At 63.3% G+C, this 22,626-nt stretch carries 23 protein-coding genes; 15 read left to right on the top strand and 8 right to left on the bottom strand.

The window, feature by feature from the left end; all coding sequences use genetic code 11:
- Positions 1-10: 10 nt before the first annotated feature.
- From phnG to phnN, 7 genes are read left to right on the top strand one after another with little or no spacing between them, the layout of a single operon-like run.
- Positions 11-442 carry a phosphonate C-P lyase system protein PhnG gene (gene phnG, locus JJJ17_RS13300; RefSeq protein ID WP_200687255.1) on the top strand — a complete coding sequence of 144 codons (432 nt, stop codon included), beginning with the start codon at positions 11-13 and terminating at the stop codon, positions 440-442.
- Complete coding sequence (gene phnH / locus JJJ17_RS13295; RefSeq protein ID WP_200687253.1) at positions 442-996, top strand: phosphonate C-P lyase system protein PhnH; 555 nt, start codon at positions 442-444, stop codon at positions 994-996. The genes phnG and phnH overlap by 1 nt, the downstream gene beginning before the upstream one ends.
- On the top strand, positions 996-2,081 hold the full coding sequence (locus tag JJJ17_RS13290; RefSeq protein WP_200687251.1) for a carbon-phosphorus lyase complex subunit PhnI: 1,086 nt from the start codon (positions 996-998) through the stop codon (positions 2,079-2,081). The genes phnH and JJJ17_RS13290 overlap by 1 nt, the downstream gene beginning before the upstream one ends.
- Positions 2,082-2,086: 5 nt before the next feature.
- A complete protein-coding gene (locus JJJ17_RS13285; protein WP_234464098.1) occupies positions 2,087-2,920 on the top strand; it encodes an alpha-D-ribose 1-methylphosphonate 5-phosphate C-P-lyase PhnJ in 834 nt (277 codons plus the stop codon).
- A complete protein-coding gene (gene phnK / locus JJJ17_RS13280) occupies positions 2,917-3,672 on the top strand; it encodes a phosphonate C-P lyase system protein PhnK (protein WP_200687247.1) in 756 nt (251 codons plus the stop codon). The genes JJJ17_RS13285 and phnK overlap by 4 nt, the downstream gene beginning before the upstream one ends.
- A gap of 9 nt (positions 3,673-3,681) precedes the next feature.
- Positions 3,682-4,353: a phosphonate C-P lyase system protein PhnL gene (gene phnL / locus JJJ17_RS13275; RefSeq protein ID WP_200687310.1), complete on the top strand. Its 672-nt coding sequence runs from the start codon at positions 3,682-3,684 to the stop codon at positions 4,351-4,353.
- Positions 4,350-4,883 (top strand): phosphonate metabolism protein/1,5-bisphosphokinase (PRPP-forming) PhnN, encoded by a 534-nt coding sequence (phnN, locus tag JJJ17_RS13270; protein WP_200687245.1) that lies wholly within the window; start codon positions 4,350-4,352, stop codon positions 4,881-4,883. The genes phnL and phnN overlap by 4 nt, the downstream gene beginning before the upstream one ends.
- On the opposite strand, the gene JJJ17_RS13265 is transcribed toward phnN, so the two are convergent.
- Positions 4,853-5,545: a DUF1045 domain-containing protein gene (locus tag JJJ17_RS13265; protein WP_200687243.1), complete on the bottom strand. Its 693-nt coding sequence runs from the start codon at positions 5,543-5,545 to the stop codon at positions 4,853-4,855. The two genes, phnN and JJJ17_RS13265, sit on opposite strands and share 31 nt — an antisense overlap.
- An 89-nt stretch (positions 5,546-5,634) precedes the next feature.
- Between JJJ17_RS13265 and JJJ17_RS13260 the strand changes: the two genes are divergently transcribed.
- The 5 genes from JJJ17_RS13260 (at position 5,635) to phnE (JJJ17_RS13240) (ending at position 11,171) form a co-directional block, all read left to right on the top strand.
- Complete coding sequence (locus JJJ17_RS13260; RefSeq protein ID WP_200687241.1) at positions 5,635-6,756, top strand: alpha-D-ribose 1-methylphosphonate 5-triphosphate diphosphatase; 1,122 nt, start codon at positions 5,635-5,637, stop codon at positions 6,754-6,756.
- A gap of 386 nt (positions 6,757-7,142) precedes the next feature.
- Positions 7,143-7,961, top strand: coding sequence for a phosphonate ABC transporter ATP-binding protein (phnC, locus tag JJJ17_RS13255; protein WP_200687239.1), 819 nt, complete (start codon positions 7,143-7,145; stop codon positions 7,959-7,961).
- A gap of 52 nt (positions 7,962-8,013) precedes the next feature.
- Positions 8,014-8,913 carry a phosphonate ABC transporter substrate-binding protein gene (phnD, locus tag JJJ17_RS13250; protein WP_200687237.1) on the top strand — a complete coding sequence of 300 codons (900 nt, stop codon included), beginning with the start codon at positions 8,014-8,016 and terminating at the stop codon, positions 8,911-8,913.
- A gap of 62 nt (positions 8,914-8,975) precedes the next feature.
- The gene (gene phnE / locus JJJ17_RS13245; RefSeq protein WP_200687308.1) at positions 8,976-9,851 is read left to right on the top strand and encodes a phosphonate ABC transporter, permease protein PhnE; all 876 of its coding nucleotides are present in this window, start codon (positions 8,976-8,978) and stop codon (positions 9,849-9,851) included.
- 3 nt (positions 9,852-9,854) lie between these two features.
- Complete coding sequence (phnE, locus tag JJJ17_RS13240) at positions 9,855-11,171, top strand: phosphonate ABC transporter, permease protein PhnE (RefSeq protein ID WP_200687235.1); 1,317 nt, start codon at positions 9,855-9,857, stop codon at positions 11,169-11,171.
- Between the two features lie 67 nt (positions 11,172-11,238).
- Here phnE (JJJ17_RS13240) and JJJ17_RS13235 read toward each other — a convergent pair whose 3' ends face one another.
- From JJJ17_RS13235 to JJJ17_RS13225, 3 genes are read right to left on the bottom strand one after another with little or no spacing between them, the layout of a single operon-like run.
- On the bottom strand, positions 11,239-12,612 hold the full coding sequence (locus JJJ17_RS13235; RefSeq protein WP_200687233.1) for a tripartite tricarboxylate transporter permease: 1,374 nt from the start codon (positions 12,610-12,612) through the stop codon (positions 11,239-11,241).
- A 13-nt stretch (positions 12,613-12,625) separates the two neighbouring features.
- Complete coding sequence (locus tag JJJ17_RS13230) at positions 12,626-13,072, bottom strand: hypothetical protein (RefSeq protein WP_200687231.1); 447 nt, start codon at positions 13,070-13,072, stop codon at positions 12,626-12,628.
- 54 nt (positions 13,073-13,126) lie between these two features.
- Positions 13,127-14,428, bottom strand: coding sequence for a hydroxymethylglutaryl-CoA reductase, degradative (locus JJJ17_RS13225; RefSeq protein WP_200687229.1), 1,302 nt, complete (start codon positions 14,426-14,428; stop codon positions 13,127-13,129).
- A 118-nt stretch (positions 14,429-14,546) separates the two neighbouring features.
- Here JJJ17_RS13225 and JJJ17_RS13220 point away from each other — a divergent pair, with 118 nt between their 5' ends.
- Complete coding sequence (locus tag JJJ17_RS13220; protein WP_200687227.1) at positions 14,547-15,905, top strand: aminotransferase-like domain-containing protein; 1,359 nt, start codon at positions 14,547-14,549, stop codon at positions 15,903-15,905.
- Between the two features lie 183 nt (positions 15,906-16,088).
- On the opposite strand, the gene JJJ17_RS13215 is transcribed toward JJJ17_RS13220, so the two are convergent.
- The 4 genes from JJJ17_RS13215 to JJJ17_RS13200 form a co-directional block, all read right to left on the bottom strand.
- Complete coding sequence (locus JJJ17_RS13215; RefSeq protein WP_200687225.1) at positions 16,089-17,606, bottom strand: tripartite tricarboxylate transporter permease; 1,518 nt, start codon at positions 17,604-17,606, stop codon at positions 16,089-16,091.
- A 3-nt stretch (positions 17,607-17,609) separates the two neighbouring features.
- The gene (locus JJJ17_RS13210) at positions 17,610-18,104 is read right to left on the bottom strand and encodes a tripartite tricarboxylate transporter TctB family protein (protein ID WP_200687223.1); all 495 of its coding nucleotides are present in this window, start codon (positions 18,102-18,104) and stop codon (positions 17,610-17,612) included.
- A complete protein-coding gene (locus JJJ17_RS13205) occupies positions 18,101-19,042 on the bottom strand; it encodes a Bug family tripartite tricarboxylate transporter substrate binding protein (protein WP_200687221.1) in 942 nt (313 codons plus the stop codon). Before JJJ17_RS13205 ends, JJJ17_RS13210 begins: the two co-directional genes overlap by 4 nt.
- 190 nt (positions 19,043-19,232) lie before the next feature.
- Positions 19,233-20,336 carry an ABC transporter substrate-binding protein gene (locus JJJ17_RS13200; RefSeq protein WP_200687219.1) on the bottom strand — a complete coding sequence of 368 codons (1,104 nt, stop codon included), beginning with the start codon at positions 20,334-20,336 and terminating at the stop codon, positions 19,233-19,235.
- Positions 20,337-20,424: 88 nt separating this feature from the next.
- On the opposite strand from JJJ17_RS13200, the gene JJJ17_RS13195 reads away from it, so the two are divergent.
- Both JJJ17_RS13195 and JJJ17_RS13190 read left to right on the top strand, forming a co-directional pair.
- A complete protein-coding gene (locus JJJ17_RS13195) occupies positions 20,425-21,087 on the top strand; it encodes a response regulator transcription factor (RefSeq protein WP_234464097.1) in 663 nt (220 codons plus the stop codon).
- Positions 21,084-22,493, top strand: a complete 1,410-nt coding sequence (locus JJJ17_RS13190) for a sensor histidine kinase (RefSeq protein WP_200687215.1) — start codon at positions 21,084-21,086, stop codon at positions 22,491-22,493. Before JJJ17_RS13195 ends, JJJ17_RS13190 begins: the two co-directional genes overlap by 4 nt.
- The last annotated feature ends 133 nt before the right edge of the window (positions 22,494-22,626 follow it).

Here is a 22,626-nt window from a genome sequence, read left to right as displayed (position 1 = left end):
AGGTGTCCAGATGACCAACAAAGATCGTCGCGAATGGATGGGGCTTCTGGCCCGTTCCGCGCCCGACAGCCTGGCCGCGCTGATCGGTCCGCTGCCACAGCACAGCTTTGCCCGCGCGCCGGAAATTGGCGCGGTGATGGTGCGGGGCCGGGCAGGGGGCACCGGCGCGCCCTTCAATCTGGGCGAGATGAGCGTCACGCGCTGCACAATCCAGCTTGCCGACGGGACGGTCGGCCATGCCTGGGTGCAGGGGCGTGACAAGGCCCATGCGACGCGGGCGGCAATCGTCGATGCGCTGATGCAAGGCGCGACGGCGGACGAGGTTCGCGGTCGGGTGCTGGTGCCGCTGGCAGAGGTCGCGGCCAGACGTGCGGCCACGCGCCGGGCCAAGGCGGCGGCCACCAAAGTCGAATTCTTCACCATGGTTCGGGGAGAGGATTGATGAATATGCAACCAATTTCGGGCGGGTTCAGCAACGCGCCGCTGCAATCGGCCACGGCGTTTCGGGCGGTGTTGCAGGCAATGTCCCGCCCCGGTCTGTGGCAGGCGATTGACGGCGCCGCACCGCCCGCGCCGCTGTCACAGGCAAGTGGGGCGCTGATCCTGACACTGGCCGATCCGAATACACCCGTGCATCTGGCCGGGACGCTGGATTGCGATGCGGTCCGGGGCTGGATCACCTTTCACACCGGCGCACCGTTGGTCGCGGCGCAGGATGCGGATTTCGCGGTCGGGGCGTGGGACGATCTGCAACCGCTGGACCGCTTTGCCATCGGCACGCCGGAATATCCCGACCGGGCGGCGACGCTTATCATTGAACTGGACGGGGTGCCCGCCGCCAATGCCCGCCTGACCGGGCCGGGGATCGATGGCGAGATCACGGCCTTTTGCCCCGGCGATCGGCCCACCGCCTTTCCGCTTGGCCTTGACCTGATCCTGACCGACGGGGCGCGGATCATGGGCCTTCCTCGCAGCACCGGACTGGAGTTTCTCTGATGTATGTCGCCGTCAAGGGTGGCGAGCGCGCCATCGAAAACGCCCATGCCTGGCTGGCCGAGGAACGACGCGGCGATCCGACCGTTTCCGAACTGAGCATCGCCCAGATCCGCGAACAGATGACGCTGGCCGTCAACCGGGTCATGGCCGAGGGCTCGCTTTACGATCCCGATCTTGCCGCTTTGGCGATCAAGCAGGCGCGTGGCGATCTGATCGAGGCGATCTTTCTGATCCGTGCCTATCGGACCACCTTGCCGCGCCTTGCCGGATCGAACCCGGTCGATACCGGCGCGATGGTCGTCAGCCGCCGGGTTTCGGCGACCTTCAAGGACGCGCCGGGCGGGCAGATCCTTGGCCCGACCTTCGACTATACCCACCGGCTGCTGGATTTCGCGCTGATGGCCGAGGGTGAGGCACCACCCGCCGCGCCCACCGCCCCCGCCGACCCGGTGGCGGTGCCACATATTCTGGGCTTTCTGGATCGCGACGGGTTGATCGAAGCGGCCACGCCCTCTGATCTGACCCCGCCCGACCTGACCCGCGAGCCGCTGGAACTGCCCGCCGACCGGGCCTTGCGGCTGCAATCGCTGACCCGCGGGGATGAGGGTTTCGTGCTTGGTCTCGCCTATTCGACGCAACGTGGCTACGCCCGCAACCACGCTTTCGTGGGCGAATTGCGCATCGGCACGGTCGCGGTCGAGGTGGATATCCCCGAGCTGGGCTTCGCGGTCGAGATCGGCGAGATCGAGTTGACCGAATGCGAGACGGTGAACCAGTTCAAGGGATCGAAGACCGAGCCTGCGCAATTCACCCGCGGCTATGGCCTGACTTTCGGGCAGACCGAGCGCAAGGCGATCAGCATGGCCCTTGTCGATCGCGCCCTGCGCTGGCGCGAGTTGGGCGAGGATTTCACCGGAGCGCCCGCTCAGGATGAGGAATTCGTGCTGTCCCATTGCGACAACATTCAGGCGACCGGCTTTCTGGAACATATCAAGCTGCCGCATTACGTCGATTTTCAGGCAGAGCTGGAACTGATCCGCAGCGTCCGCGCGGCGGCGTTCAGCCAGATGGAGGCAGCGGAATGACCGCGATGGACGCCTATAACTTCGCCTATCTGGACGAGGAAACCAAGCGGATGATCCGCCGCGCGCTGCTGAAGGCGGTGGCGATCCCCGGCTATCAGGTGCCCTTTGCCAGCCGCGAAATGCCGATGCCCTATGGCTGGGGAACCGGCGGTGTGCAGGTGACGGCGGCCTGCCTGATGGCGGATGACGTGCTGAAGGTAATCGATCAGGGGGCGGATGACACCACCAACGCCGTCTCGATCCGCCGCTTCTTCCAGCGCACCGCCGATGTCGCCGTCACCGAAGAGACCGAGGCGGCGACGATCATCCAGACCCGCCACCGCATCCCCGAGGCGGCCTTGCGCGAAGGTCAGATCATGGTCTTTCAGGTGCCGATCCCCGAACCGCTGCGGTTCCTTGAACCCCGCGAGACCGAGACGCGGCGGATGCATGCGCTGGCCGATTACGGGCTGATGCAGGTCAAGCTTTACGAAGACATCGCCCGTCACGGCGAGATCGCCACCGCCTATGCCTATCCGGTCCGGGTCGAGGGGCGCTATGTCATGGACCCCTCGCCCATCCCGAAATTCGACAATCCGAAGCTGAATGACAGCCCGGCGCTGATGCTGTTCGGCGCGGGTCGCGAGCAGCGGATCTATGCGCTGCCGCCCTATACGCAGGTCGAAAGCCTTGATTTCGACGATCATCCCTTCGTCGCCAGCAAGGCCGACCACGCCTGCGATATCTGCGGTGCGACCGAAAGCTATCTGGATGAGGTCATCACCGACGATCAGGGCGGGCGGATGTTCGTCTGTTCCGACACCGCCTTCTGCCGCAGCCGACAAGGGGACGCCGCATGAACCCGCTTTTCACCGTTCGCGATCTTGAGAAACGCTATGGCACGCGGATCGGCTGCACCGATGTCAGCTTCGATCTGTGGCCGGGCGAGGTGATGGGCATCGTCGGCGAAAGCGGCTCGGGCAAATCGACGCTGCTGTCCTGCCTTGCCGGACACATGCCCCCCGACCGGGGCGAGGTGCATTTCGACGGTCGCGACGTGCTGGCCATGTCCGAACCCGAACGCCGCTTTCTGGCCCGCACCGAATGGGCCTTCGTTCATCAGAACCCGCGCGACGGGCTGCGCATGGCCGTCAGCGCCGGTGGCAATGTCGGCGAAAGGCTGATGGCCGTGGGCGCGCGCCATTACGGCGACATCCGCGAGACCGCGACCGACTGGTTGGGCCGGGTGGAAATCGCCGCCGACCGGATCGACGACCGCCCCTCGGCCTTTTCCGGCGGGATGCAGCAGCGGTTGCAGATCGCGCGCAATCTGGTGACGGGGCCAAGGCTGGTCTTCATGGATGAGCCGACCGGCGGGCTGGATGTCAGCGTTCAGGCGCGGCTTTTGGACCTTCTGCGCGGGCTGGTGCGGCGGCTGGGCCTGTCGGCGATCATCGTCACGCATGATCTTGCCGTGGTCAGGCTGCTGGCCGACCGGCTGATGGTGATGAAGGGCGGCCGCGTCGTCGAAACCGGCCTGACCGATCAGGTGCTGGACGATCCGCAGCATCCCTATACCCAGCTTCTCGTCTCCTCTGTCCTGCAGGTGTAGCCCATGAATGTGATCGAACTGACCGGCGTGTCGAAAACCTTCACCCTGCACAATCAGGGCGCAGCGGTGATCCCGGTCATGCGCGATGTGTCGCTATCCGTGGCGCCCGGCGAATGCGTCGGTCTGCTGGGCGCGTCGGGTGCGGGAAAATCCACGCTGATGCGGATGCTGTGGGGGAATTACCTTGCCGCCTCTGGCCGGATCATTATCGCCGGAACCGATGTGGCCCATGCCGAGCCGCGCGAGATTCTGGCGCTGCGCCGTGACCGGATGGCCTATGTCAGCCAGTTTCTGCGCGTGGTGCCCCGGGTGCCGACGCTGGACGTGGTGGCCGAGCCGCTGCTGGTCACCGGCACCCCCGACGAAACCGCCAAGGCCGCCGCAGCCACGTTGCTGACCCGTCTGCGCATTCCCGAACGGCTGTGGTCGCTGTCGCCCACCACCTTCTCAGGCGGTGAACAGCAGCGGGTGAACATCGCCCGCGGCTTTATCCGGCAGGTGCCGGTCATGCTGCTGGACGAACCTACGGCCAGCCTTGACGCCGCCAATCGCGAAACCGTGCTGACCCTGATCGAAGAGGCCAAGGCACGCGGCACCGCCATCGTCGGCATCTTCCATGACGAGGCCGCGCGGGACAGGGTCTGCGACCGGATGATCGACATGGCAAGGTTCGCGGCATGAGCGTCTTCGCGGTGGTCGGACCTTCAGGGGCGGGCAAGGATACGCTGATCGCCGGGGCGGCACAGGCGCGACCCGATCTCCGGGTGCTGCGGCGGGTGATTACCCGGCCCGAAAGCGCTGGTGGAGAGCCGTTCGAAGGCGTGACCGAGGCCGAATTTGCGCGACGCCACGCGGCGGGGGAATTTGCGCTGACCTGGCTGGCGCATGGGCTGCATTACGGTGTGCCGCATGCGCCGGATGATGGGGTGACGCTGTTCAACGGCTCGCGCCGGATGCTGGAACAGGCGGCAACGGCCTTTCCCGGTTTAAGGGTGATCCTTGTCACGGCCTCCGCCCCGGTTCTTGCCGCAAGGCTGGCGGATCGGGGGCGCGAGGATGCAAAGGACATCGCCGCAAGGCTGACCCGCTCGGCGCCTCTGCCGGGCGGGCTTCCGGTCATCACGGTGCGAAATGACGGCAGCGTGGCGGAAGGCGTTGCCGCCTTCCTTGCCGCGCTGGATCAGGGGGTGGTTCCATGCCCCAACGGATAGCGCCTGAGCAGCCGGAACCAGCCGTCATCCTGTTCCCCGAACAGGCAGATCTGGTCGATGACAAAGGGCCGGGGCAGAAGCGGTTCCAGCATCGGTCGCAGGATCTGGCGCGTCTTGGCCAAGGTCTCGGCGGGCAGGCTGTCGGTCAGGGTGATGTGGAAACGGAAACCGTCCAGCACATGCGGATAGCCCCATTGCTCCAGCATCTGCCGTTGATGCGCGGTCAGGCTGCCGGGCTTGCGGCGGGCGATCTCTGCCTCGGTCAGCGGCGCGCGATGCGGATCAAGCCCGGTCACGATCCGCGCGGCCAGATCGTTCAGCCCGGTCAGATCGCCCAAGGGCCGCAGCGCCAGAAAACCCGCAAGATCGGCAAGCTCCAACCCCTCCAGCGTCACCGGCGACAGACCGGCGCACAGGGCGGTGATGCCGTCTTCAAGATCGGCCTGCGTTCCCTGCACCCGGAATGGCGCCTTCAACGTGCCGTGCAGCCCGTATTTGCGCGGCGCGGTCGTCAACTCGGCAACGCTCAGCCCGATCGCGGTCGCGTCGATTTCAGGATGCGGAACCAGAACACCGTTTTCGGCGTCCCAGCCCAGCCAGGCCGCACCGAATGCGGCGAAGGGTCCGGGCTCGGGGGCATAGTAGATCGCATAACGTTTCATTCGGGGCCTTTCCGGTTTTCCCACCCTTCTGACATAACAAGGTTACAAAAATGCGGCACATGGCAAGCTTTCCGCCAGCAGGATCGACAATGAACGAAACGGTCTTCACCAACGCAACCCTCGTGCTGCCCGATGAGGTCCGCCAAGGCAGCATCGTCATCCGCGACGGCCTGATCGCCGAGATCGGAGAGGCGGGGGCCACCGGCATCGACATGGGCGGCGACATCATCGCCCCCGGCCTGATCGAGCTGCATACAGACAACCTTGAGCGCCATATCCAGCCGCGCCCCGGCGTCGATTGGCCACATTCCGCCGCCATCGCCGCCCATGATGCCGAACTGGCCGCCTGCGGGATCACCACGGTCTTTGACGCGCTGCGGGTCGGCTCGATCATCACCAGCAATTCCTATGCCAAATATGCGCGCGGGCTGGCCGATGAAATCCTTGCCGCACGGCCGCATCTGCGGATCAGCCACCGGATCCATCTGCGGGCCGAGATCTGTTCGGAAACCCTGATCGAAGAGCTGGCCGAATTCGGTGACGCCGACCGGATCGGCATCGTCAGCCTGATGGACCACACGCCGGGCCAGCGGCAATTCCGCGACCTGTCGAAATTGGCACAATATGTGAAGGGTAAGCGCGGCATGAGCGACGCCGAATTTGCCGATCACGTCGCCGGCCTGACCGAACTCCGCGACCGTTTTGGCAAAGAGCACGAGGCCGCGACGGTGCGGGCCGCGACCGCGTGGGGCGCGGTGCTGGCCAGCCATGACGACACCACCGCCGAGCATGTCCAGACCTCGGCTGGCTATGGCATCCGTCTGGCCGAGTTCCCGACCACGATCGAGGCGGCGACGGCCTGTCACGCCCACGGCATCGCCACGATCATGGGCGCACCGAACCTGATCCGCGGCGGCTCGCATTCCGGCAATGTCGCGGCCAGCGATCTGGCCGATGGCGGGCTTCTGGACATCGTGTCATCGGATTACGTGCCCGCCTCGCTGCTGACTTCGGCCTTCATGCTGGGCGACAGATGGAACGATCTGGCGCGCGGCTTTGCGACGGTGACCGCCAATCCGGCGCGTTCGGCGGGGCTGACGGATCGGGGCCAGATCGCGCCCGGCCTGCGCGCCGACCTGATCCGCGTCGCGCGCGTCGAGGGAACGCCCTTCATGCGCGAAACATGGGTGGCGGGCAAAAGGGTCGCTTGACGCGGTTCGGGCGCGCAACGCTCGCAAGCGGTGTACAGGCTGTGTACGGCCTGTGCTTATGCGGTGCATCTTCTGTGCAGCCGGATCTTCAGTATTTGCTGCCCAAATCCACAGCCGCCATTTCTCCGTTGCATAAATACCGGATGCAACGCGCGCCTGTTGCGGCACCGCCCGAAGTTGAATCCCCAACCCGGAATCAACTTTGCTGAAAGACGCCGCCAGAACGCACCCGGCGGGCAGGGCGCTTTTACGCTGAGCTTCGACCGTTAACGAAGCATTAATTTTTTGAAATCAAATAATTACCGATTTTACAAAACATTCAATCTTTCGGCAGAGAAACGTCACATTCAGCCCGTAAGACGCCCCGGTAGCAATCTGGGGGCAGCATGCTAGAGGTTCGGAACGTCACGCGCATCTTCGGAACCCGCGCGGCTGTTGACAATATCAGCTTCACGATCGACCGACCCGCCTTTGTCGGCATCATCGGGCGCTCGGGCGCTGGAAAATCCACCTTCCTGCGCATGATGAACCGCCTGACCGACGCCTCTTCCGGGCAGATCATGGTCGAGGGTCAGGACATCCTTTCCCTCCGCGGCCCGGCACGTCGCGCGTGGCAAAGCCATTGCGCGATGATCTTTCAGCAGTTCAATCTGGTGCCACGCATGGATGTGGCATCGAACGTGCTGCACGGGCTTCTGAACCGTCGTTCGACCCTTGCCACGATGTTCAACCTCTGGCCGCGCAACGATATCCTGCGGGCGCTGCAAATCCTTGACCGGCTGGGCATCGCCGAACAGGCGCCGAAACGGGCCGAGGCTTTGTCCGGCGGTCAGCAGCAGCGCGTGGCGATTGCCCGGGCGCTGATGCAGGACCCGAAGATCATCCTTGCCGATGAACCGATCGCCAGCCTTGATCCGATGAATGCGCAGGTGGTGATGGACACGCTGAAGCGCATCAATATCGAGGATGGCCGCATGGTCATCGCCAACCTTCACACGCTGGATACCGCGCGGCGCTATTGCGACCGGGTGATCGGGATGCGCGATGGCCGGATCGTCTTTGACGGCACGCCCGCGCAGCTTTCGACCGGCGTGGCCCGCGACATCTATGGCGCCGATGCCAGCTTCAACGAAGCCGCGACCTCGACCGCTATTCCCGCCGATACCGCAGCCGATCACGCCTATGCGGAACGCCTGCTGACCTGACGACCCCGGCCCTGCCGTATCCTGCGGACGGGCCTCAACCCATGGAGAGACCATGAAAACCCTCGTTCTGGCGCTGGCCGCCACCACCGCCCTGTCCTCGATCGCCTCGGCGCAAGAGATCACCCAGTTCAACATCGGTATCCTTGGCGGCGAGAACGCGCAGGACCGTATGAATTCCAACGAATGCTACCGCGCCGCCATCGAGGAAGCGCTTGGCGTTCCGGTCAAGGTCTTCACCCCCGCCGATTATGACGGCGTGATCCAGGGGCTGCTGGGCGGCACGCTGGATCTGGCGTGGATGGGCGCTTCGGGCTATGCGAAAATCTATCTGACCGACCCCGAAGCCGTCTCAGCAGTTCTGACCAAACAGAACGTCGATGGCTCGACCGGCTATTATTCGATCGGCATCGCCCGCAAGGACAGCGGCATCACTTCGGTTGAAGAGGCCAAGGGCCACAGCTTTGCTTTCGCCGATCCCAACTCGACCTCGGGCTATCTGGTGCCGGGTGCAGAGCTGACCGAGGCTCACGGCCCGCTGGATCAGTTCTTCTCGGAAGTGCGCTTCTCGGGCGGGCACGAGCAGACCATCGTCGCGGTTGCCAATGGCGATGTCGATGCGGGTGTGACCTGGGCCGATGGTCTGGGCGAATGGGAAGACGGCTACAATTCGGGCGCGTTGCGCCGGGCGGCGGATGCCGGTCTGGTCGATATGAACGACATCGTCGAGATCTGGAAATCGAAGCTGATCCCGGAAGGCCCGATGGTGGTCCGCAATGCCCTGCCGCAAGACGTGCGTGACAAAGTCATCCAACTGACGGCCGATCTTCACGAGACTGACAAAGACTGCGCCTATGGTGTTGCTGCAGGCGAGGCCAAGGATTTCGTTCCGGTCACGCATGATGCCTATGAAGGCGTCGTTGCGGCCCGCAAACTGGAAGAATCGAATAGCTGATTTCCATGACCAAACCGCCGCGCCCCTCACCGGGCGCGGTTTTTTCCTGTTCGGGGGGCCAGATGGCCGATACCAGCTTCGGATCCGGCGCACAGCGCAGCCGCGATCTTGCCCATAGCCAGACGGCTTATCTTGAACTGGTGCGGCGTCGCCGGATGTATGGCGGCATCCTGCTGGTCCTGTTCATCGCGTTGATGGCGTCGGGGTTCAACCTTGCCCAGTCGCGCAATGCCGGCGGATTTCTGAACGGCCTGCCAAACGTCTTCGCCTTTCCGTCCGAGGTGCTTTCGGAGGCATGGGAAAAGCGCGCCAACCTGCCCGGCATCTTTCTGGAACACGTCCCCGCGCTGATCGAGACGCTGAACATCGCCGCCGTCTCGACCCTGCTGGGCGGTATCGCGGCGATGGCGATGGCCTTGCTGGCAACCCGCGGCTTGGCGCGCTGGCCGCGTCTGACCGGCCTGTTCCGCCGAATGATGGATATCTGCCGCGCCATCCCCGAAATCGTCATCGCGTTGATCCTGATCTATATTCTGGGCGGTGGCCCGGTTCCCGCCGTGATCGCCATTTCGCTGCATACGGCAGGGGCGCTTGGCAAGCTGTTCTCGGAGGTCGCGGAAAACGCCGATCTGAAGCCGGTCGAAGGGCTGCAATCGGTCGGCGCCTCATGGGGTCAGCAGATGTGGTTCGGGGTGATCCCGCAGGTCGCGCCGAACTGGCTGTCTTATGCGCTGTTGCGATTTGAGATCAATGTCCGCGCCAGTGCCATCCTTGGCTTCGTGGGCGAAGGCGGCATCGGCTATGACCTGAAAATCGCCATGCAATGGGGCATGGGCAGATACGATCAGGTGGTGGCGATCTTCCTCCTGTTGTTCCTGACCATCGTGCTGATCGATCGCGTCTCGGACCATTTCCGCAATCGTCTGGTGAAGGGCTAAGCCATGACCGCATTCGCGCCCCCGCTTGCCGAGACGATCACCCGCCGCTTTGCCCGCCGCAGCATGGCAGCCTTTGCCATTCCCGCCGTGATGCTGGCCTATCTGGTCTATGCGGCGATCTCTTTCGATCTGGCCGGGCTGGCCTCGCGTGCCCGGATGGACAATGCGGCAATCCTTCTGGCCGATTTCTGGAGCCACAAGACCCATGTGACCCGCCAGAACCGCACCGGCGATTTGATCGTCGCGGTCGAGGGTGAGGCGAAGGGCACCTATCCCAAGGGGCACCTGCCCGATTGGGTCGCGCAGGATGGCGATGTCACGGTCATTGATCTGGGCGACGACCATCTGATCACCTATGATCAAGGCGGAGCGCGCTATTCTGTGCCCGATTACGGCGTCATCGACATCCGCCAGACCGAGGACGGCCTGACCCTGACCGCGCCCGAGCCTTTGCCCGACTGGATCAATGCCTCGGATAACCGGGTCAGCGTCACCACCGATGCGGGCCGCTTTGCCTATACCCGCTCGAAGGTCGAGACCTTTCGCTATCAGCCCGGCTGGCCGCTGTTCTTCTTTACCCCCGCCAGCGCGTTTCACGGCATGAGCTGGCCCGAACTGGCCGCCTCGGCCCTGTGGGGTGAGCGTGTCGATCCCGACCGGACGAATATCGCGGCGATGGCCGGGGATTTCTGGAACAACTCTATGTGGCGGCATCGCGACGTGATCTGGGCGATGTTCGAAACCGTGCTGATGGCGTTTCTGGGCACCTTCGGCGCGGCCATCGTGGCCTTGCCGCTGGGCTTCATGGCGGCGTCGAACATGATGCCGTTCCGTCTGGTCCGCTTTGGACTGCGCCGGGTCTTCGACTTCATCCGCGGCGTTGACGGGCTGATCTGGACCATCGTTCTGGCGCGGGCCTTCGGTCCCGGTCCGATGACCGGCGCGCTGGCGATCCTTCTGACCGATACCGGCAGTTTCGGGAAAATATTCTCTGAAGCGCTGGAGAATATCGATGAAAAGCAGGTCGAGGGCGTCCGCTCTACCGGTGCGAACACGGTGCAGCGCGCGCGGTTCGGGGTGATCCCGCAGGTGATGCCGGTGCTGCTAAGTCAGGTTCTGTATTTCCTTGAATCCAACACGCGCGGCGCCACGATCATCGGCGCCATCGTCGGCGGCGGGATCGGGCTTTTGCTGACCCAAGCGATCCAGACCCAGAAGGATTGGGAGGATGTCGCCTATTACATGATCCTGATCGTGCTGACTGTCATCGCGATGGACAGCCTGTCCGGCTGGCTGCGGCGGAAACTGATCAAGGGCTGAAGCGCTACTTGGCAATGAATACTGATGCGATCCTGAGGAATCGCATCAGTATTGCTCCGCCGGGGCCTTACGCGCCCAGCAGCTTCAAGATCGCAGGCATCGACAAAATCGCGGCGTAGTAACCCATGAACTGGACGCCGGTATTGAAGCCGATAATGCGATAGAGCAGGCCACCGACAAGGCCGATGGTCATGATGACGGCAAGGCCCAGAAGCCCACCCTCCCAAAGGCCGATGACCAGAACCAATCCGAAGAACGTGCCGATGATCGCTTCGTGGCTGATCTTGCGGGCGACGAACGCTGCTGCGCTGCGGGCGTAGTTCATCGCGAAGGGATAGGCCACCAATGCCGCGATGGCGACTGCCGCAAGGCCGTAGAACAGAAACTCTGTCACCGACATCATATTGTGCAGGTTGTTCACCACTCCGGTTTCAGCATCGACGGTGAAGCGCGGCGGCGCGTTGAACAGCGGGGCCGCTGGCCCTGCAGCAACGGGGCTGAGCGGCAGGCCGAAGGCGATCAGCGGAATCAGCGCTTCCGCGATATAGGTCGATTCCGTGACGCCATTCTTGACCGACAGAACCGAAGTCAGCCGATGATAGGCGTGCTTGACCCGCGCGCCGACGATCTCGCCCGCCAGCACCGTCATCGCCACCGGAGAGAACACAAAGGTTGCCGAGGTGACCGCCGATGCCGCTGCGACCTGAGTCGTCTGACTGCGATCCAGCACGCGGAACGGATTCGGGAAATAGCCGCCCCAGCTTTTCACGTCCGGCGCAATGGTGGTTTCGCGATAGGCGTCACGGTCCATCCGTTTCGCCTCGACCGGCGACATGGCCGAGATCAGTTCGGCGACCAGCGGACCGATGGCGATACCAAGGAAATAGCAGATGGCAAGTTTCACATCATGCGTGCCGGTATAGGTCTGCATCGCCAGAATGATGAAGACGAACGGCACCAAAGCCACGACCGAAGCCCAACGCCCGGCCGAAGAATAGGCGATGAACAGCGCTGCCACCAGAAAGATCCAAGGTGCAGCGGCGGTGATGTAAGTGCCGAACGGCGCAAGGATCACCGCGAACAGAACCGCCATCGGCACGGCGATAAACGCCGAAATAACCGCACCGGCCAGCATCTTGCGCAGCGCGATATGTGGAGCACCCAGATTGCGGAGCGCTGTGGCCTGCTGCAATAGCGGAACCGCCAGCGTGTCGCCCGGAATGCCTAAAAGTGCGGTGGGCACGGCATGGGTCATATGCTTGGACACCGCGGCCGCCATCCAGAAGGTGAATACCCCGGCGGGCGGTGCGCCCAACAGGACCACCAACAGGGTAATAGGTGCGATGGTCGTCGTCTCGTCCGTGCCCGACACCAGCCCGATCAGCGAGAACAGGACCGAGCCAAGCAGGCCCAGCCCGACCGCGACCAGGATTTCATACATCAATCCATCCATCTCAGCGGTCCCCGGTCTTCTGGTTCTGATAGTATTGGTCAAAGAGATCGTAGAGCCCGACCTCTTTCATCTCGGCCTGCACGGTTTCGGGAAGGTCTCGGGCATTGCCGATTTCGCCTTCCTCGTTCTCGATCTGCTGCAAGACAGCGATCCGCGCATCGTCGCTGCCCGAAGGGTCTTCGCTAAGATGCCGCTTGGGTTTGAAAAGCCGCGAGCAGATCAGACCGCCGGTCAGACAGCCGACGATCCCCATCAGCATGGCAAGCGCCTTGTCGATGGCGGGTGATGATCCGATGCCCTGAAATAGCCGCAAGGCGACCGCATAGAATAGAAGGCTGACTACGGCACCGATGATCAGAGAGATGGCAAGCTGGCGTCGCGAAACGATATCGCCCCAGATTTCGGCCAAATCGGTTTCCGCAGCCGATGGCTGCTTAGATATAGACATGACTTCCTCCCCAAATGATACCCGCCGGAAACGCAGTCCCCGGCGGGTTCTTCCTCAACCTTCGCCGCGCAGGCGGTTCAGGATTTCTTGTGCCCGCGCCGAGCGGACATCGTGATTGGCGGCCAGCTCGCGGGCGACGGCATCGATTTCGGCGCCCGATGCGCCTGCGCCGATGGCGATATTCCTGGCATGCAGCGCCATGTGGCCGCGCTGAATCCCCTCGGTCGCCAATGCGCGCAAGGCGGCCATGTTCTGCGCCAGACCGACAGAAACCGTGACCTCGGCCAGTTCGGTCGCAGAGGTGACGCCCAGAACCTTCAACGCCGCCTGTGCCGCCGGGTGGGTTTTGGTCGCGCCGCCAACAAGGCCAAGCGCCATCGGCATTTCAATCGTGCCGACAAGATTGCCGTTTGCCGCGATTTCCCACGTTGTCAGGCTGGTGTAATGGCCGCTTCGGGCGGCGTAGGCATGGGCTCCCGCCTCGATTGCGCGCCAATCGTTGCCCGTGGCGACGACGACAGGGTCGATGCCGTTCATGATGCCCTTGTTATGGGTTGCGGCGCGATAGGGGTCGATGGCCGCGAATTCATAGGCATCGACGATACCTTCGATGACGCGACGGCCATCATAAGCCTTGGTCGTCAGCGCTGCCTCGGTCAGTTCGACGCGGGCGCGGGCCAGCCGCAGATCTGCGAGGTTCGACAGAATGCGCAAACGGACGGTGCCGCCGGTCAATTCTTCGATCAGCGGCGCGACCGTTTCGGCCATCGTATTGACGGTGTTGGCGCCCATCGCATCACGCACATCGACCAGCAGATGTACCACAACCATCGGTCCCCGACGCGACGACGGGAAGACATGCACCTCGACATCCTTGCAGCCGCCGCCGAAGCCGACCAGCACCGGGTCCTTGGCATTCGCGGCCTCGATCAGCTCTGCCTTGCGGGACAGGATTTGCAGGCGCGCACCATAGGGATCTTGCAGTCCAAGGATCTGGATCTGCGCCCGCATGATCGGCGCTGTCGATGAGGTCTGAAACCCGCCGCAATCGCGCACCAGCTTGGCCATAAAGGATGCAGCCGCGACGACCGAAGGCTCTTCCACGGCCATCGGGACCAGATAGTCCTTGCCGTTTATCTGAAAGTTGGTGGCGACGCCCAACGGCAATTCGAACGTGCCCACGACGTTCTCGATCATGCCATTCGCCAGATCGACGGGCAGAGCGTCCCCGGCCAGTTTCGAGCTGGTCGCGACATCGATGCCCACGGCCTCTGCCACCTTTTCGAGCCGCTCAGCCGGCGACAGGTTGCGCATGTTTTCAAGCCGTGAATTCACACCTTGCGCCAAACTCTCCATCTCTCACTCCCGAAGTCGCTTGCAATTGGCGCAAACTGTCCCAAAAATAGGCAAACAAACAAGGGACAGTTCGACGCTATTTTATTGGCAAACTGTCCCAGATTTTCGGGGGCTCGCGATGAGCAAGGCCAGCGTCATTACCGATGAACTGAAGGCGCAGATCCTTGCCGGGCGGTTTCATCCCGGCGCGCGACTGCCATCGATCCGCGAAGCTGCGCGATTGCACGGCGTGTCAAAAAATACCATGGCCGAGGTTTATGAACGGCTTGCGGCGCGCGGGTTGATCGAGCCGCGCGCCGGGTCGGGCATGTATGTCACCGGCAGCCGCCCACCGCCTGAGCCGGTCGAGGCTCCGCATATCGAGGAAGCGATCAGCATCGTTTCGCTGCTACGCGCACAACTGGATCAGAACTACGTGCTGCGGCCCGGCGATGGGCGGCCGCCGCCCGACTGGATGGAAGGGGTAGAGTTGCGCCGGATCAGCAGCCGCGCCTCGGCCAGTCGCGCAGTTGACGCGCATGGCTACGGCTCGCCCTGGGGATTGCGGCCGCTGCGAGAATGGCTGGTCCGTAGTCTGGCGGAACGGGGAATTCAGACCGGGGTGGACGGAGTGATGCTGACCCACGGCGTCAATCACGGGCTGGATCTGATCATCCGGCATCATCTTAAACCGGGTGACACGGTCTTCGTGGAAAGTCCTGGCTATTATCCACTTTTCGCCAAGCTGGCTTTGGCGCAGGTGCAGGTGGTGGCCATTACCCGAGGTCAGGACGGCCCTGATCTGGATGAGATGGAGGCGGCATTGACGCGGATCAAACCGCGCATGTTCTTCATTCAGTCACAGGCGCATAATCCAACGGGAACCTCGCTCAGCGCCTCGCACGCATTTCGGCTGATGCGTCTCGCCGAGGCGCATGATTTTCTGTTGGTCGAAGATGATGTTTTCGCCGACATGCTGCCCGCCAACCTGCCACGTCTGGCAGCTTTTGGTCTGCGCGACAGGGTGCTGTATCTGGGGTCGTTCTCAAAAACGCTGTCGGCCAGTCTGCGCTGCGGTTATATCTGTGGCGCCCCCGGCCAGATTGCTGACTTCGTAAACCTGAAGATGATTACGATGGTCTCATCCTCGGGGCAGGTCGAGCAGATGGTTCTGGACTGCGTTTCACGCGGCCAATATGCCCGACACCTGCGCAAACTTGTCGCACGTGTAAAAGCCAGTCAAACAGCTTCGCTGCGGGCGCTGACCGAGGCGGGCTTCGCACCAATCGTGCCGGGAAGTCTTGGATTCTACATCTGGCTGCCACTGCCGATTGAGACGGATGAAGAAGCGCTGACCGCGGCGGCCTTTCGTAAGGGCATTTTCCTTGCGCCTTCGAGTGTTTTTTACCCGGAACGCGCAGTCATCCGCCCGCCAGCAATGCGGGTAAATGTGGCCTATGGTGCAGAGGAGAAATTGATCGCGCTGCTAAGAGGATGACCTGTCCCGGTCTTCTGAGGGCGATTCTATCTTCGAAGGAGACAGGATATTGCTGCGACACACAGCGAGGAATCCTAAGGGGTGCAGTTCGCATCACCCTGACCTGCGGCTTGGTAAGCCGCCGCCGATACCGGCGCGGGTCTATATGCCTGCGCTTCGATGGCCGAAGCGCAGGCATAAGGGTTAATCTTCGTCAGCCGCCATTTGCGACAGGACTGCGCCTTTGCCGCGCGCGCGCAGGATCATCGGGATGATCAGGGCCAGTGCGGCCACCGCAAGAAGCCCGGCGGCGACGGGGGATTGAATCAGCGTGGTCCAGTCACCCTGACTGATCGACAAGGCGCGGCGCAGTTGCTGTTCGGCCATCGGGCCAAGGATCAGGCCAATGACAATCGGCGCGATCGGATAGCCGTAAAGCCGCATGACATAGCCAAGCACCCCGAAGGCCAGCAGCATCCCCAACTCGACACTGGAAGGGTTGGCCCCGATCGTGCCCAATGTCGCGAAGAGCAGGATCCCCGCATAAAGCCACGGCTTCGGGATCGTCAGCAGCTTCACCCACAACCCGATCAGCGGCAGGTTCAGCACCAGCAGCATCGCATTGGCGATCAGAAGCGAGGCGATCAGGCCCCAGACCAGCGTGGGATTGGTGGCAAAAAGCAGCGGTCCCGGTTGCAGGCCGAATTGCTGGAACCCGGCCAGCATGATCGCCGCCGTCGCCGTTGTCGGCAGGCCCAGCGTCAGCAGCGGCACCAGCGTCCCTGCCGCCGAAGCGTTGTTGGCCGCTTCGGGTCCGGCGACGCCTTCGATGGCACCATGACCGAACTCTTCGGGGTGCTTGGTCAGCTTCTTCTCGGTCGCGTAGCTGAGGAAGGTGCCGATCTCGGCCCCGCCTGCGGGCATCGCGCCAATCGGGAAGCCTGTCGCGGTGCCGCGAAGCCACGGTTTCCACGACCGCTTCCAGTCCTCGCGGCTCATCCAGACCGAGCCTTTGACCGCGATCACGCTGTCATCCTCGGTCCCGACACGACCGGCGACGGCCATCGCCTCGCCAATGGCGAACATTGCGACTGCAAGCGTGGTCACCTCGATCCCGTCCAGCATTTCGGGCACGCCAAAGGACAGCCGCGCCTGACCGCTAAGCTGGTCGATGCCGATACAGGCCAGCGCCAGACCAAGAAACAGCGATACCAGCCCGCGCAAGGTCGAATCGCCGAAGGCTGCCGAGACAGTCACGAAGGCCAAAACCATCAGCGCGAAATATTCGCGCGGGCCGAAGATCAGCGCGACCTTGACGATCCACGGCGCCAGAAAGGCCAGTGCCAGCGTGGCGATCAGACCGGCGACGAAGGAACCGATGGCCGCTGTGGCAAGCGCCGGGCCGCCGCGACCCTTGCGGGCCATCTTGTTGCCTTCCAGCGCTGTGATGATCGAGGCGCTTTCGCCCGGCGTATTCAGCAGGATCGAGGTGGTCGAGCCGCCATACATGCCGCCGTAATAGATCCCCGCGAACATGATGAGCGAGCCGGTCGGGTCCAGCCGATAGGTGACCGGCAGCAGCAGCGCCACGGTCAGGGCAGGGCCGATGCCGGGCAATACGCCGACGGCGGTGCCCAAGGTCACGCCGATCAGTGCATAGACCAGCAACATCGGCTGGGCGGCGGTCGCCAGCCCGTCCATCAGGAAATAGAACGCATCCATTGGTTATCTCCCCGCGACGAAAAGATGCTCAAGCGGTCCGGTCGGCAGGTTCAGCATCAGGATTTGGCTGAACACGGCCCATACCGCGAAGGAAAGCGCGATCCCGATTGGGATCGACAGGGCCAGATTGCGTTTGCCGAAGGCGCGGGCCGCGCAGGCAAACATCAACCCGGTCGCGATCGAAAAACCGGCGACGTTCAGCAGCAGCAATTGCAGCATCAGCCCGATGATGATCCAGACGACCGGCGCCACCCTTTGCGGCTCGGGGGCGGGAAAGTCGCCGAAGATGCCATCATAGACCGTCCACGCGGCAAGCCCGATCAGGGCAAAGGCCACCACGCCGGGAAAGCTGGCGGGACCGACGCCGGAATAACCTCCCATATCGGCAAGGCGGGCTGCGTCGAACAGCATCACCACCGCAATCACGACCAGAAAGGCGGCGATCACAAGCGCCGCCACATTCGGGCGGCGCTTGCTGGTTTCGGTGCGGGCGGTCATTTGACCAGACCGATCTGACGCAGGATTTCCTCGGTCGAGGCGATGTCTGCGGCCAGTTGCGCGTCGAATTCTTCACCGGCCAGATAGGTATCGGCCCAGCCCTTGTCGGCCAGTTGCTGTTGCCATGCGTCCGATTTCACCATCTTTTCGATATCTGCATCGATCTTGGCGCGCTGTTCGTCGGAAAGGCCCGGAGGTGCCGCGACCATCCGCCAGTTTTGCAATTCGACATCCAGCCCGGTCTCGATCAGGGTCGGTGCATCGACGCCCTCGATCCGTTCCGGCGATGAGACGGCCAGCAGACGCAGCGTCCCGGCCTCGATCTGGGCCTCCATCTCGCCCAGCGAGGACATGCCTGCGGTCACCTGATTGCCCAGAAGTGCCGCCAGCGCCTCGCCACCGCCGGAATAGGCGATGTAGTTGATCTTGGTCGGGTCAACGCCCGCTTCCTGCGCGATCAGGCCGACGGCGATATGGTCGGCACCGCCCGCCGAGCCGCCCGCCCAGCTTACCGCACCGGGATCGGCGCGCATGGCATCGACCAGACCCTGCATGTCCTGAATCGGCGAGGCGGCGGGAACCACGATGGCCTCGTATTCGCCGGTCAGCCGGGCGATGGGCGTCACGTCCTGCAACGAGACGGGCGAGTTGTTGGTCAGGATCGCGCCGACCATCACATAGCCGCCGACGATCAGCGCCTCGCCATTGCCGCTGTTCTGGCTGGCGAATTGCGCCAGACCGATGGTGCCGCCGGCGCCGGGCACGTTCTGGACCTGCGTTCGGGGCGAGATACCCTCTTCCTGCATCACGGTCTGCATCGTCCGTGCGGTCTGGTCCCAACCGCCGCCGGGATTGGCCGGGGCGATGATGGTGTAATCGGCCAAAGCGGGCAGCGCGACCGCGCCTGCAAGCAAGGTGGCGAGAACGAGTGACTTCATGGTATTCCTCCGCGTGGTCCGGCCCGATGCGTCGCACCGACCGGGAACCTTTGGTTTTTCATGCATGGGCCAGCGCCTCTCCCAAAGCGCATGGCGACCTCCCGGACGGGTTCATCCCCGTCTTGGTCGCGATTCTGCATAGAAACCTGTCATGAAGCTGACGCGGGGAAAGGTTTTTGCCTGCCGCTGACTATCTGCCCGCGATGGCGCGGTCCCACCGTTCCAGCAGGCGGGCGCGGGTGGCCTGATCCAGATAGGCCAACAGCCCCGGACTGACCGGCAGCGGTTTCAGCCGAAGCCCCGACAGATCCTGCAAGCTGCCCGCAGGCGTGGTCTGGCCCGCGACCTCAAGGCTGACCGCCGACAGCCGAAGGGTTTGCGACAACAGAAGCTGCCCCTCTTCCGACATCATATAGGCCAGAAATGCAGCGCCGTTTTCCGGTGATCCTGCCGATGCGGGCACCAGCGCGACCCGCGAGATCACCACGGTAAAGTCGCGCGGCAGGATCACCCCCACCTGATCGGGATATTGCCGCGCCCAATCGGTCGCATAGGAACCCAGAAGGTTATAGCCAAAGCTCAGCCGCCCGTCGGTGATCCGCTCCAGCAATTCGCGAGAGGTGGGATATTGGCGCAAATCGGCCCGGCCCATCGCCGCCACGACATCCCAGATGCCCTGATACAATTCCTGATCGCGGGCCATGAAAAGATAGCCGACGCCCGACCGGGTAATATCGTAGGTCCCGATCCGGCCATGGACCAGATCAGGATCGCTTTCGATCCATTCCATCAGATCCAACCGGGTTTCGGGCGGTGTCGTGTCTGCGAAACTTTGCTTGTTATAGGCGAAGACGGCAGGCTCGAAGGTCAGCGCATAGGCCGTGTCGCGCCAATTCGCCCAATCCGGCCAGTCCGGCGTGTCGGGTGTAATCACCGGCATCGCATAGCCGTCATTGGCCAGCTTGACCTGCAAATCCATCGCCGAGGAAAACACGAAATCCGCCGTCGGCCCGCCCGCATCGGTTTCGTGGACGACGCGGTCATAAAGGGCGCTGGTCAGCAGTTCTTCGTAATGGATGGTGATGTCGGGGTGGGCCGATTGGAACGCCTTCAGCATCGGCAAGGCCAGATCATTGTCCAGCGAGGAATAGATGGTCAACTCGCCCGAGGAATGGTCTGACAGCGCGGGTAACAGCACCGGTTGCGCCGATACCGCCGCGCCAAGAAGGGGAACAGCGATCAGGGCGGCGTTCAGGAACCGGAAGAGAGGCTGACCCAAGGCTGGCACATACATGATTGCAGATCATGCATGAGCCAAGGGCCGTTCACAAGCTTGCAGGACAGGGCTAGGTTTGTCGGGGGAGGACAAATCCGTGCGGATCATGCTTGTTGAGGACAACCTGTCACTGGCCGATGGTTTGTCCACGGTGTTGCGTCAGTCGGGCTATGCGGTGGATGTGGTCCATGACGGTGTCTCGGCCGAGGCATTGACGGCGGCGGTCAGCTTCGATCTGGTGATCCTTGATCTGAATCTGCCGCAGATGGACGGGCTTGACGTGCTGCGGTCGATGCGCGGGCGCCGGAACGCGGCGCCGGTGATGATCCTGACCGCGCGCGGCGCACCCGAGGATCGGGTGAAGGGGCTGGATCTTGGTGCCGACGATTATCTGATCAAGCCCTTCGACATCGGTGAATTCGAGGCGCGAATCCGGTCGCTTCTGCGCCGCCAGGCGGGCCTGCGCAGCGCGACGGCCAGCTTTGGTGCGCTGGAATTCGACCTGAATGGCCGCAGCTTTTCGGTGGCCGGTCAGCCTCTGGACCTGCCGGCGCGCGAACGCGATCTCTTGGAATTGCTGATCCTGCGGCCCGGCAAGGTGGTTGCGCGCGATACCATTACCGAGTCGCTGACCACGATCGATGACGACCTGTCCCCGAACGCGATCGAGCAATATGTCAGCCGTCTGCGCAAAAGGCTGGCCCTTGCCGGGGTGACGGTCAGGACCGCCCGCGGCATCGGCTATTTTCTGGACCAGACGCCCGGATGATCTTTCGCAATCGTTCCGCGCGACAGCCCATCTCGCTTCGGCGCAGGCTGCTGATCTGGCTTCTGGTCGCGACGGCGGTTCTGGGGATCGGCGCGCTGGTCGATACCTGGCGCGAAGCCGTGCGGATGGCGACATCGCTGTCAGACCGGGTGCTGGCGGGATCGGCGTTGGTCATTGCTGAACGTGCCTCGCTGGACGACGACAGCCGGATCACCATCGAAATCCCTTATGGCGCCATCGAGATGCTAAGTTCGACCGCGCAGGACCGGGTCTTCTATCGGGTGGACGGGCCGCCGGGTCAGTTGGTCACCGGCTATGATGATCTGCCGGTTGCAAAGGCCGTTCAGGGCGGCGGCACGGTCTTTGCCGACCAGATGTTTCGCGGCGTGCCGGTGCGGATCGCCAGTGTCGCCCGCGCCGCCTCGACCGGGATTGACGAGGTGCCCTTTGTCGTCACCGTCGCCGAGACGACCAATGCCCGCGAAGAGCTGACCCGGGCGATCCTGATGCGGTCGGCTTTGCGGCTGACGCTGATGATATTCGGCGCGGCTGCGATTGTCTGGCTGGCCGTCACCGTGTCGCTGCGCCCGCTTTACCGGCTTGGCGATGCGATTGCCGAGCGTAGCCCGAACGATCTGAGCCCGCTGGAATCGCGAGTGCCGCAAGAGGTGCGAAGCCTTGTCGACACCATCAATATCTTCATGCTGCGGCTGAAATCCACGCTGGACGGGTTGCGCAATTTCACCGGCAATGCGGGTCATCAGTTGCGCACCCCGCTGGCCGTCATCCGCACGCAGCTAACCCTTGCCGCGCGCGCCGCCGATCTGACCGAGGCGCAGGCATCCGCGCAAAAGGGCGACGCCGCCGTCGCCCATGCCGAACGGGTGCTGGCGCAGCTTTTGCTGTTGGCCAAGGTCGATGCCGCCAGCGGTCATGGCCCGGTTTCGGCATCGCTTGACCTGACCGCTTTGGCGCGCGACCTGACCGCCGACAATATTCCTATGGCCGCCGAAGCCGGGATCGATCTTGGCTTTGCGGGCGAAGGTCCGCTGCTGATCCGGGCCGAGCCGCTGCTGATCGGCGAAGCGTTAAGCAACCTGATCTCGAACGCGCTGCTGCATACCGGGCGTGGAACGATGGTCACCGTGCGGGTGTTGCAACGGGACGGGAAAGTGCTGCTGGAAGTCGAAGACGACGGCCCCGGCATCCCGACCGCATTGCGCGAAGCCGCGCTCAACCGCTTTGCGCGTGGCGAGACCCGAGGCCCCGGCACCGGACTGGGCCTGCCGGTCGTGGAAGAGATCGCCAGTCTTTTCGGCGCCAGCCTGAGCCTTGCATCGGGCGAAAATGGCCGCGGCCTGCTGGTTCGCATTGCATTTCCGCAAGTCGCACACCTCGCGACCTGATGCGCTGATCGAGCGTCCAGAGAAGTCCGGGATTGGCGCAGTGGCGGCCCCGGGAAGCCGCAAGGGTTCATGGCCCTTTGACCGCATGGCTCATTGATCGCTCTTTGAGCCGCACGTATCCGTTTCATCCTCG

Origin of the sequence: Paracoccus caeni (genome assembly GCF_016629665.1) — a bacterium.
GTDB classification, from domain to species: domain Bacteria; phylum Pseudomonadota; class Alphaproteobacteria; order Rhodobacterales; family Rhodobacteraceae; genus Paracoccus; species Paracoccus caeni.
Note: the sequence above shows the minus strand (reverse complement) of the source record. Positions and strands in the feature narration are given on the sequence as shown.

Bases quoted from the DNA above. Each gene is read 5' to 3' on its own strand.
- JJJ17_RS13215 (WP_200687225.1), bottom strand. From the start codon at position 17,606: ATGGATGCGTTCTATTTCCTGATGGACGGGCTGGCGACCGCCGCCCAG.
- JJJ17_RS13210 (WP_200687223.1), bottom strand. From the start codon at position 18,104: ATGACCGCCCGCACCGAAACCAGCAAGCGCCGCCCGAATGTGGCGGCG.
- phnC (WP_200687239.1), top strand. From the start codon at position 7,143: ATGCTAGAGGTTCGGAACGTCACGCGCATCTTCGGAACCCGCGCGGCT.
- JJJ17_RS13285 (WP_234464098.1), top strand. From the start codon at position 2,087: ATGGACGCCTATAACTTCGCCTATCTGGACGAGGAAACCAAGCGGATG.
- JJJ17_RS13225 (WP_200687229.1), bottom strand. From the start codon at position 14,428: ATGGAGAGTTTGGCGCAAGGTGTGAATTCACGGCTTGAAAACATGCGC.
- phnE (WP_200687235.1), top strand. From the start codon at position 9,855: ATGACCGCATTCGCGCCCCCGCTTGCCGAGACGATCACCCGCCGCTTT.
- JJJ17_RS13195 (WP_234464097.1), top strand. From the start codon at position 20,425: ATGCTTGTTGAGGACAACCTGTCACTGGCCGATGGTTTGTCCACGGTG.
- JJJ17_RS13205 (WP_200687221.1), bottom strand. From the start codon at position 19,042: ATGAAGTCACTCGTTCTCGCCACCTTGCTTGCAGGCGCGGTCGCGCTG.
- JJJ17_RS13265 (WP_200687243.1), bottom strand. From the start codon at position 5,545: ATGAAACGTTATGCGATCTACTATGCCCCCGAGCCCGGACCCTTCGCC.
- JJJ17_RS13260 (WP_200687241.1), top strand. From the start codon at position 5,635: ATGAACGAAACGGTCTTCACCAACGCAACCCTCGTGCTGCCCGATGAG.
- phnG (WP_200687255.1), top strand. From the start codon at position 11: ATGACCAACAAAGATCGTCGCGAATGGATGGGGCTTCTGGCCCGTTCC.
- JJJ17_RS13230 (WP_200687231.1), bottom strand. From the start codon at position 13,072: ATGTCTATATCTAAGCAGCCATCGGCTGCGGAAACCGATTTGGCCGAA.
- phnD (WP_200687237.1), top strand. From the start codon at position 8,014: ATGAAAACCCTCGTTCTGGCGCTGGCCGCCACCACCGCCCTGTCCTCG.
- phnK (WP_200687247.1), top strand. From the start codon at position 2,917: ATGAACCCGCTTTTCACCGTTCGCGATCTTGAGAAACGCTATGGCACG.
- JJJ17_RS13190 (WP_200687215.1), top strand. From the start codon at position 21,084: ATGATCTTTCGCAATCGTTCCGCGCGACAGCCCATCTCGCTTCGGCGC.
- phnE (WP_200687308.1), top strand. From the start codon at position 8,976: ATGGCCGATACCAGCTTCGGATCCGGCGCACAGCGCAGCCGCGATCTT.
- JJJ17_RS13235 (WP_200687233.1), bottom strand. From the start codon at position 12,612: ATGTATGAAATCCTGGTCGCGGTCGGGCTGGGCCTGCTTGGCTCGGTC.
- JJJ17_RS13200 (WP_200687219.1), bottom strand. From the start codon at position 20,336: ATGTATGTGCCAGCCTTGGGTCAGCCTCTCTTCCGGTTCCTGAACGCC.
- phnN (WP_200687245.1), top strand. From the start codon at position 4,350: ATGAGCGTCTTCGCGGTGGTCGGACCTTCAGGGGCGGGCAAGGATACG.
- JJJ17_RS13220 (WP_200687227.1), top strand. From the start codon at position 14,547: ATGAGCAAGGCCAGCGTCATTACCGATGAACTGAAGGCGCAGATCCTT.
- phnH (WP_200687253.1), top strand. From the start codon at position 442: ATGAATATGCAACCAATTTCGGGCGGGTTCAGCAACGCGCCGCTGCAA.
- JJJ17_RS13290 (WP_200687251.1), top strand. From the start codon at position 996: ATGTATGTCGCCGTCAAGGGTGGCGAGCGCGCCATCGAAAACGCCCAT.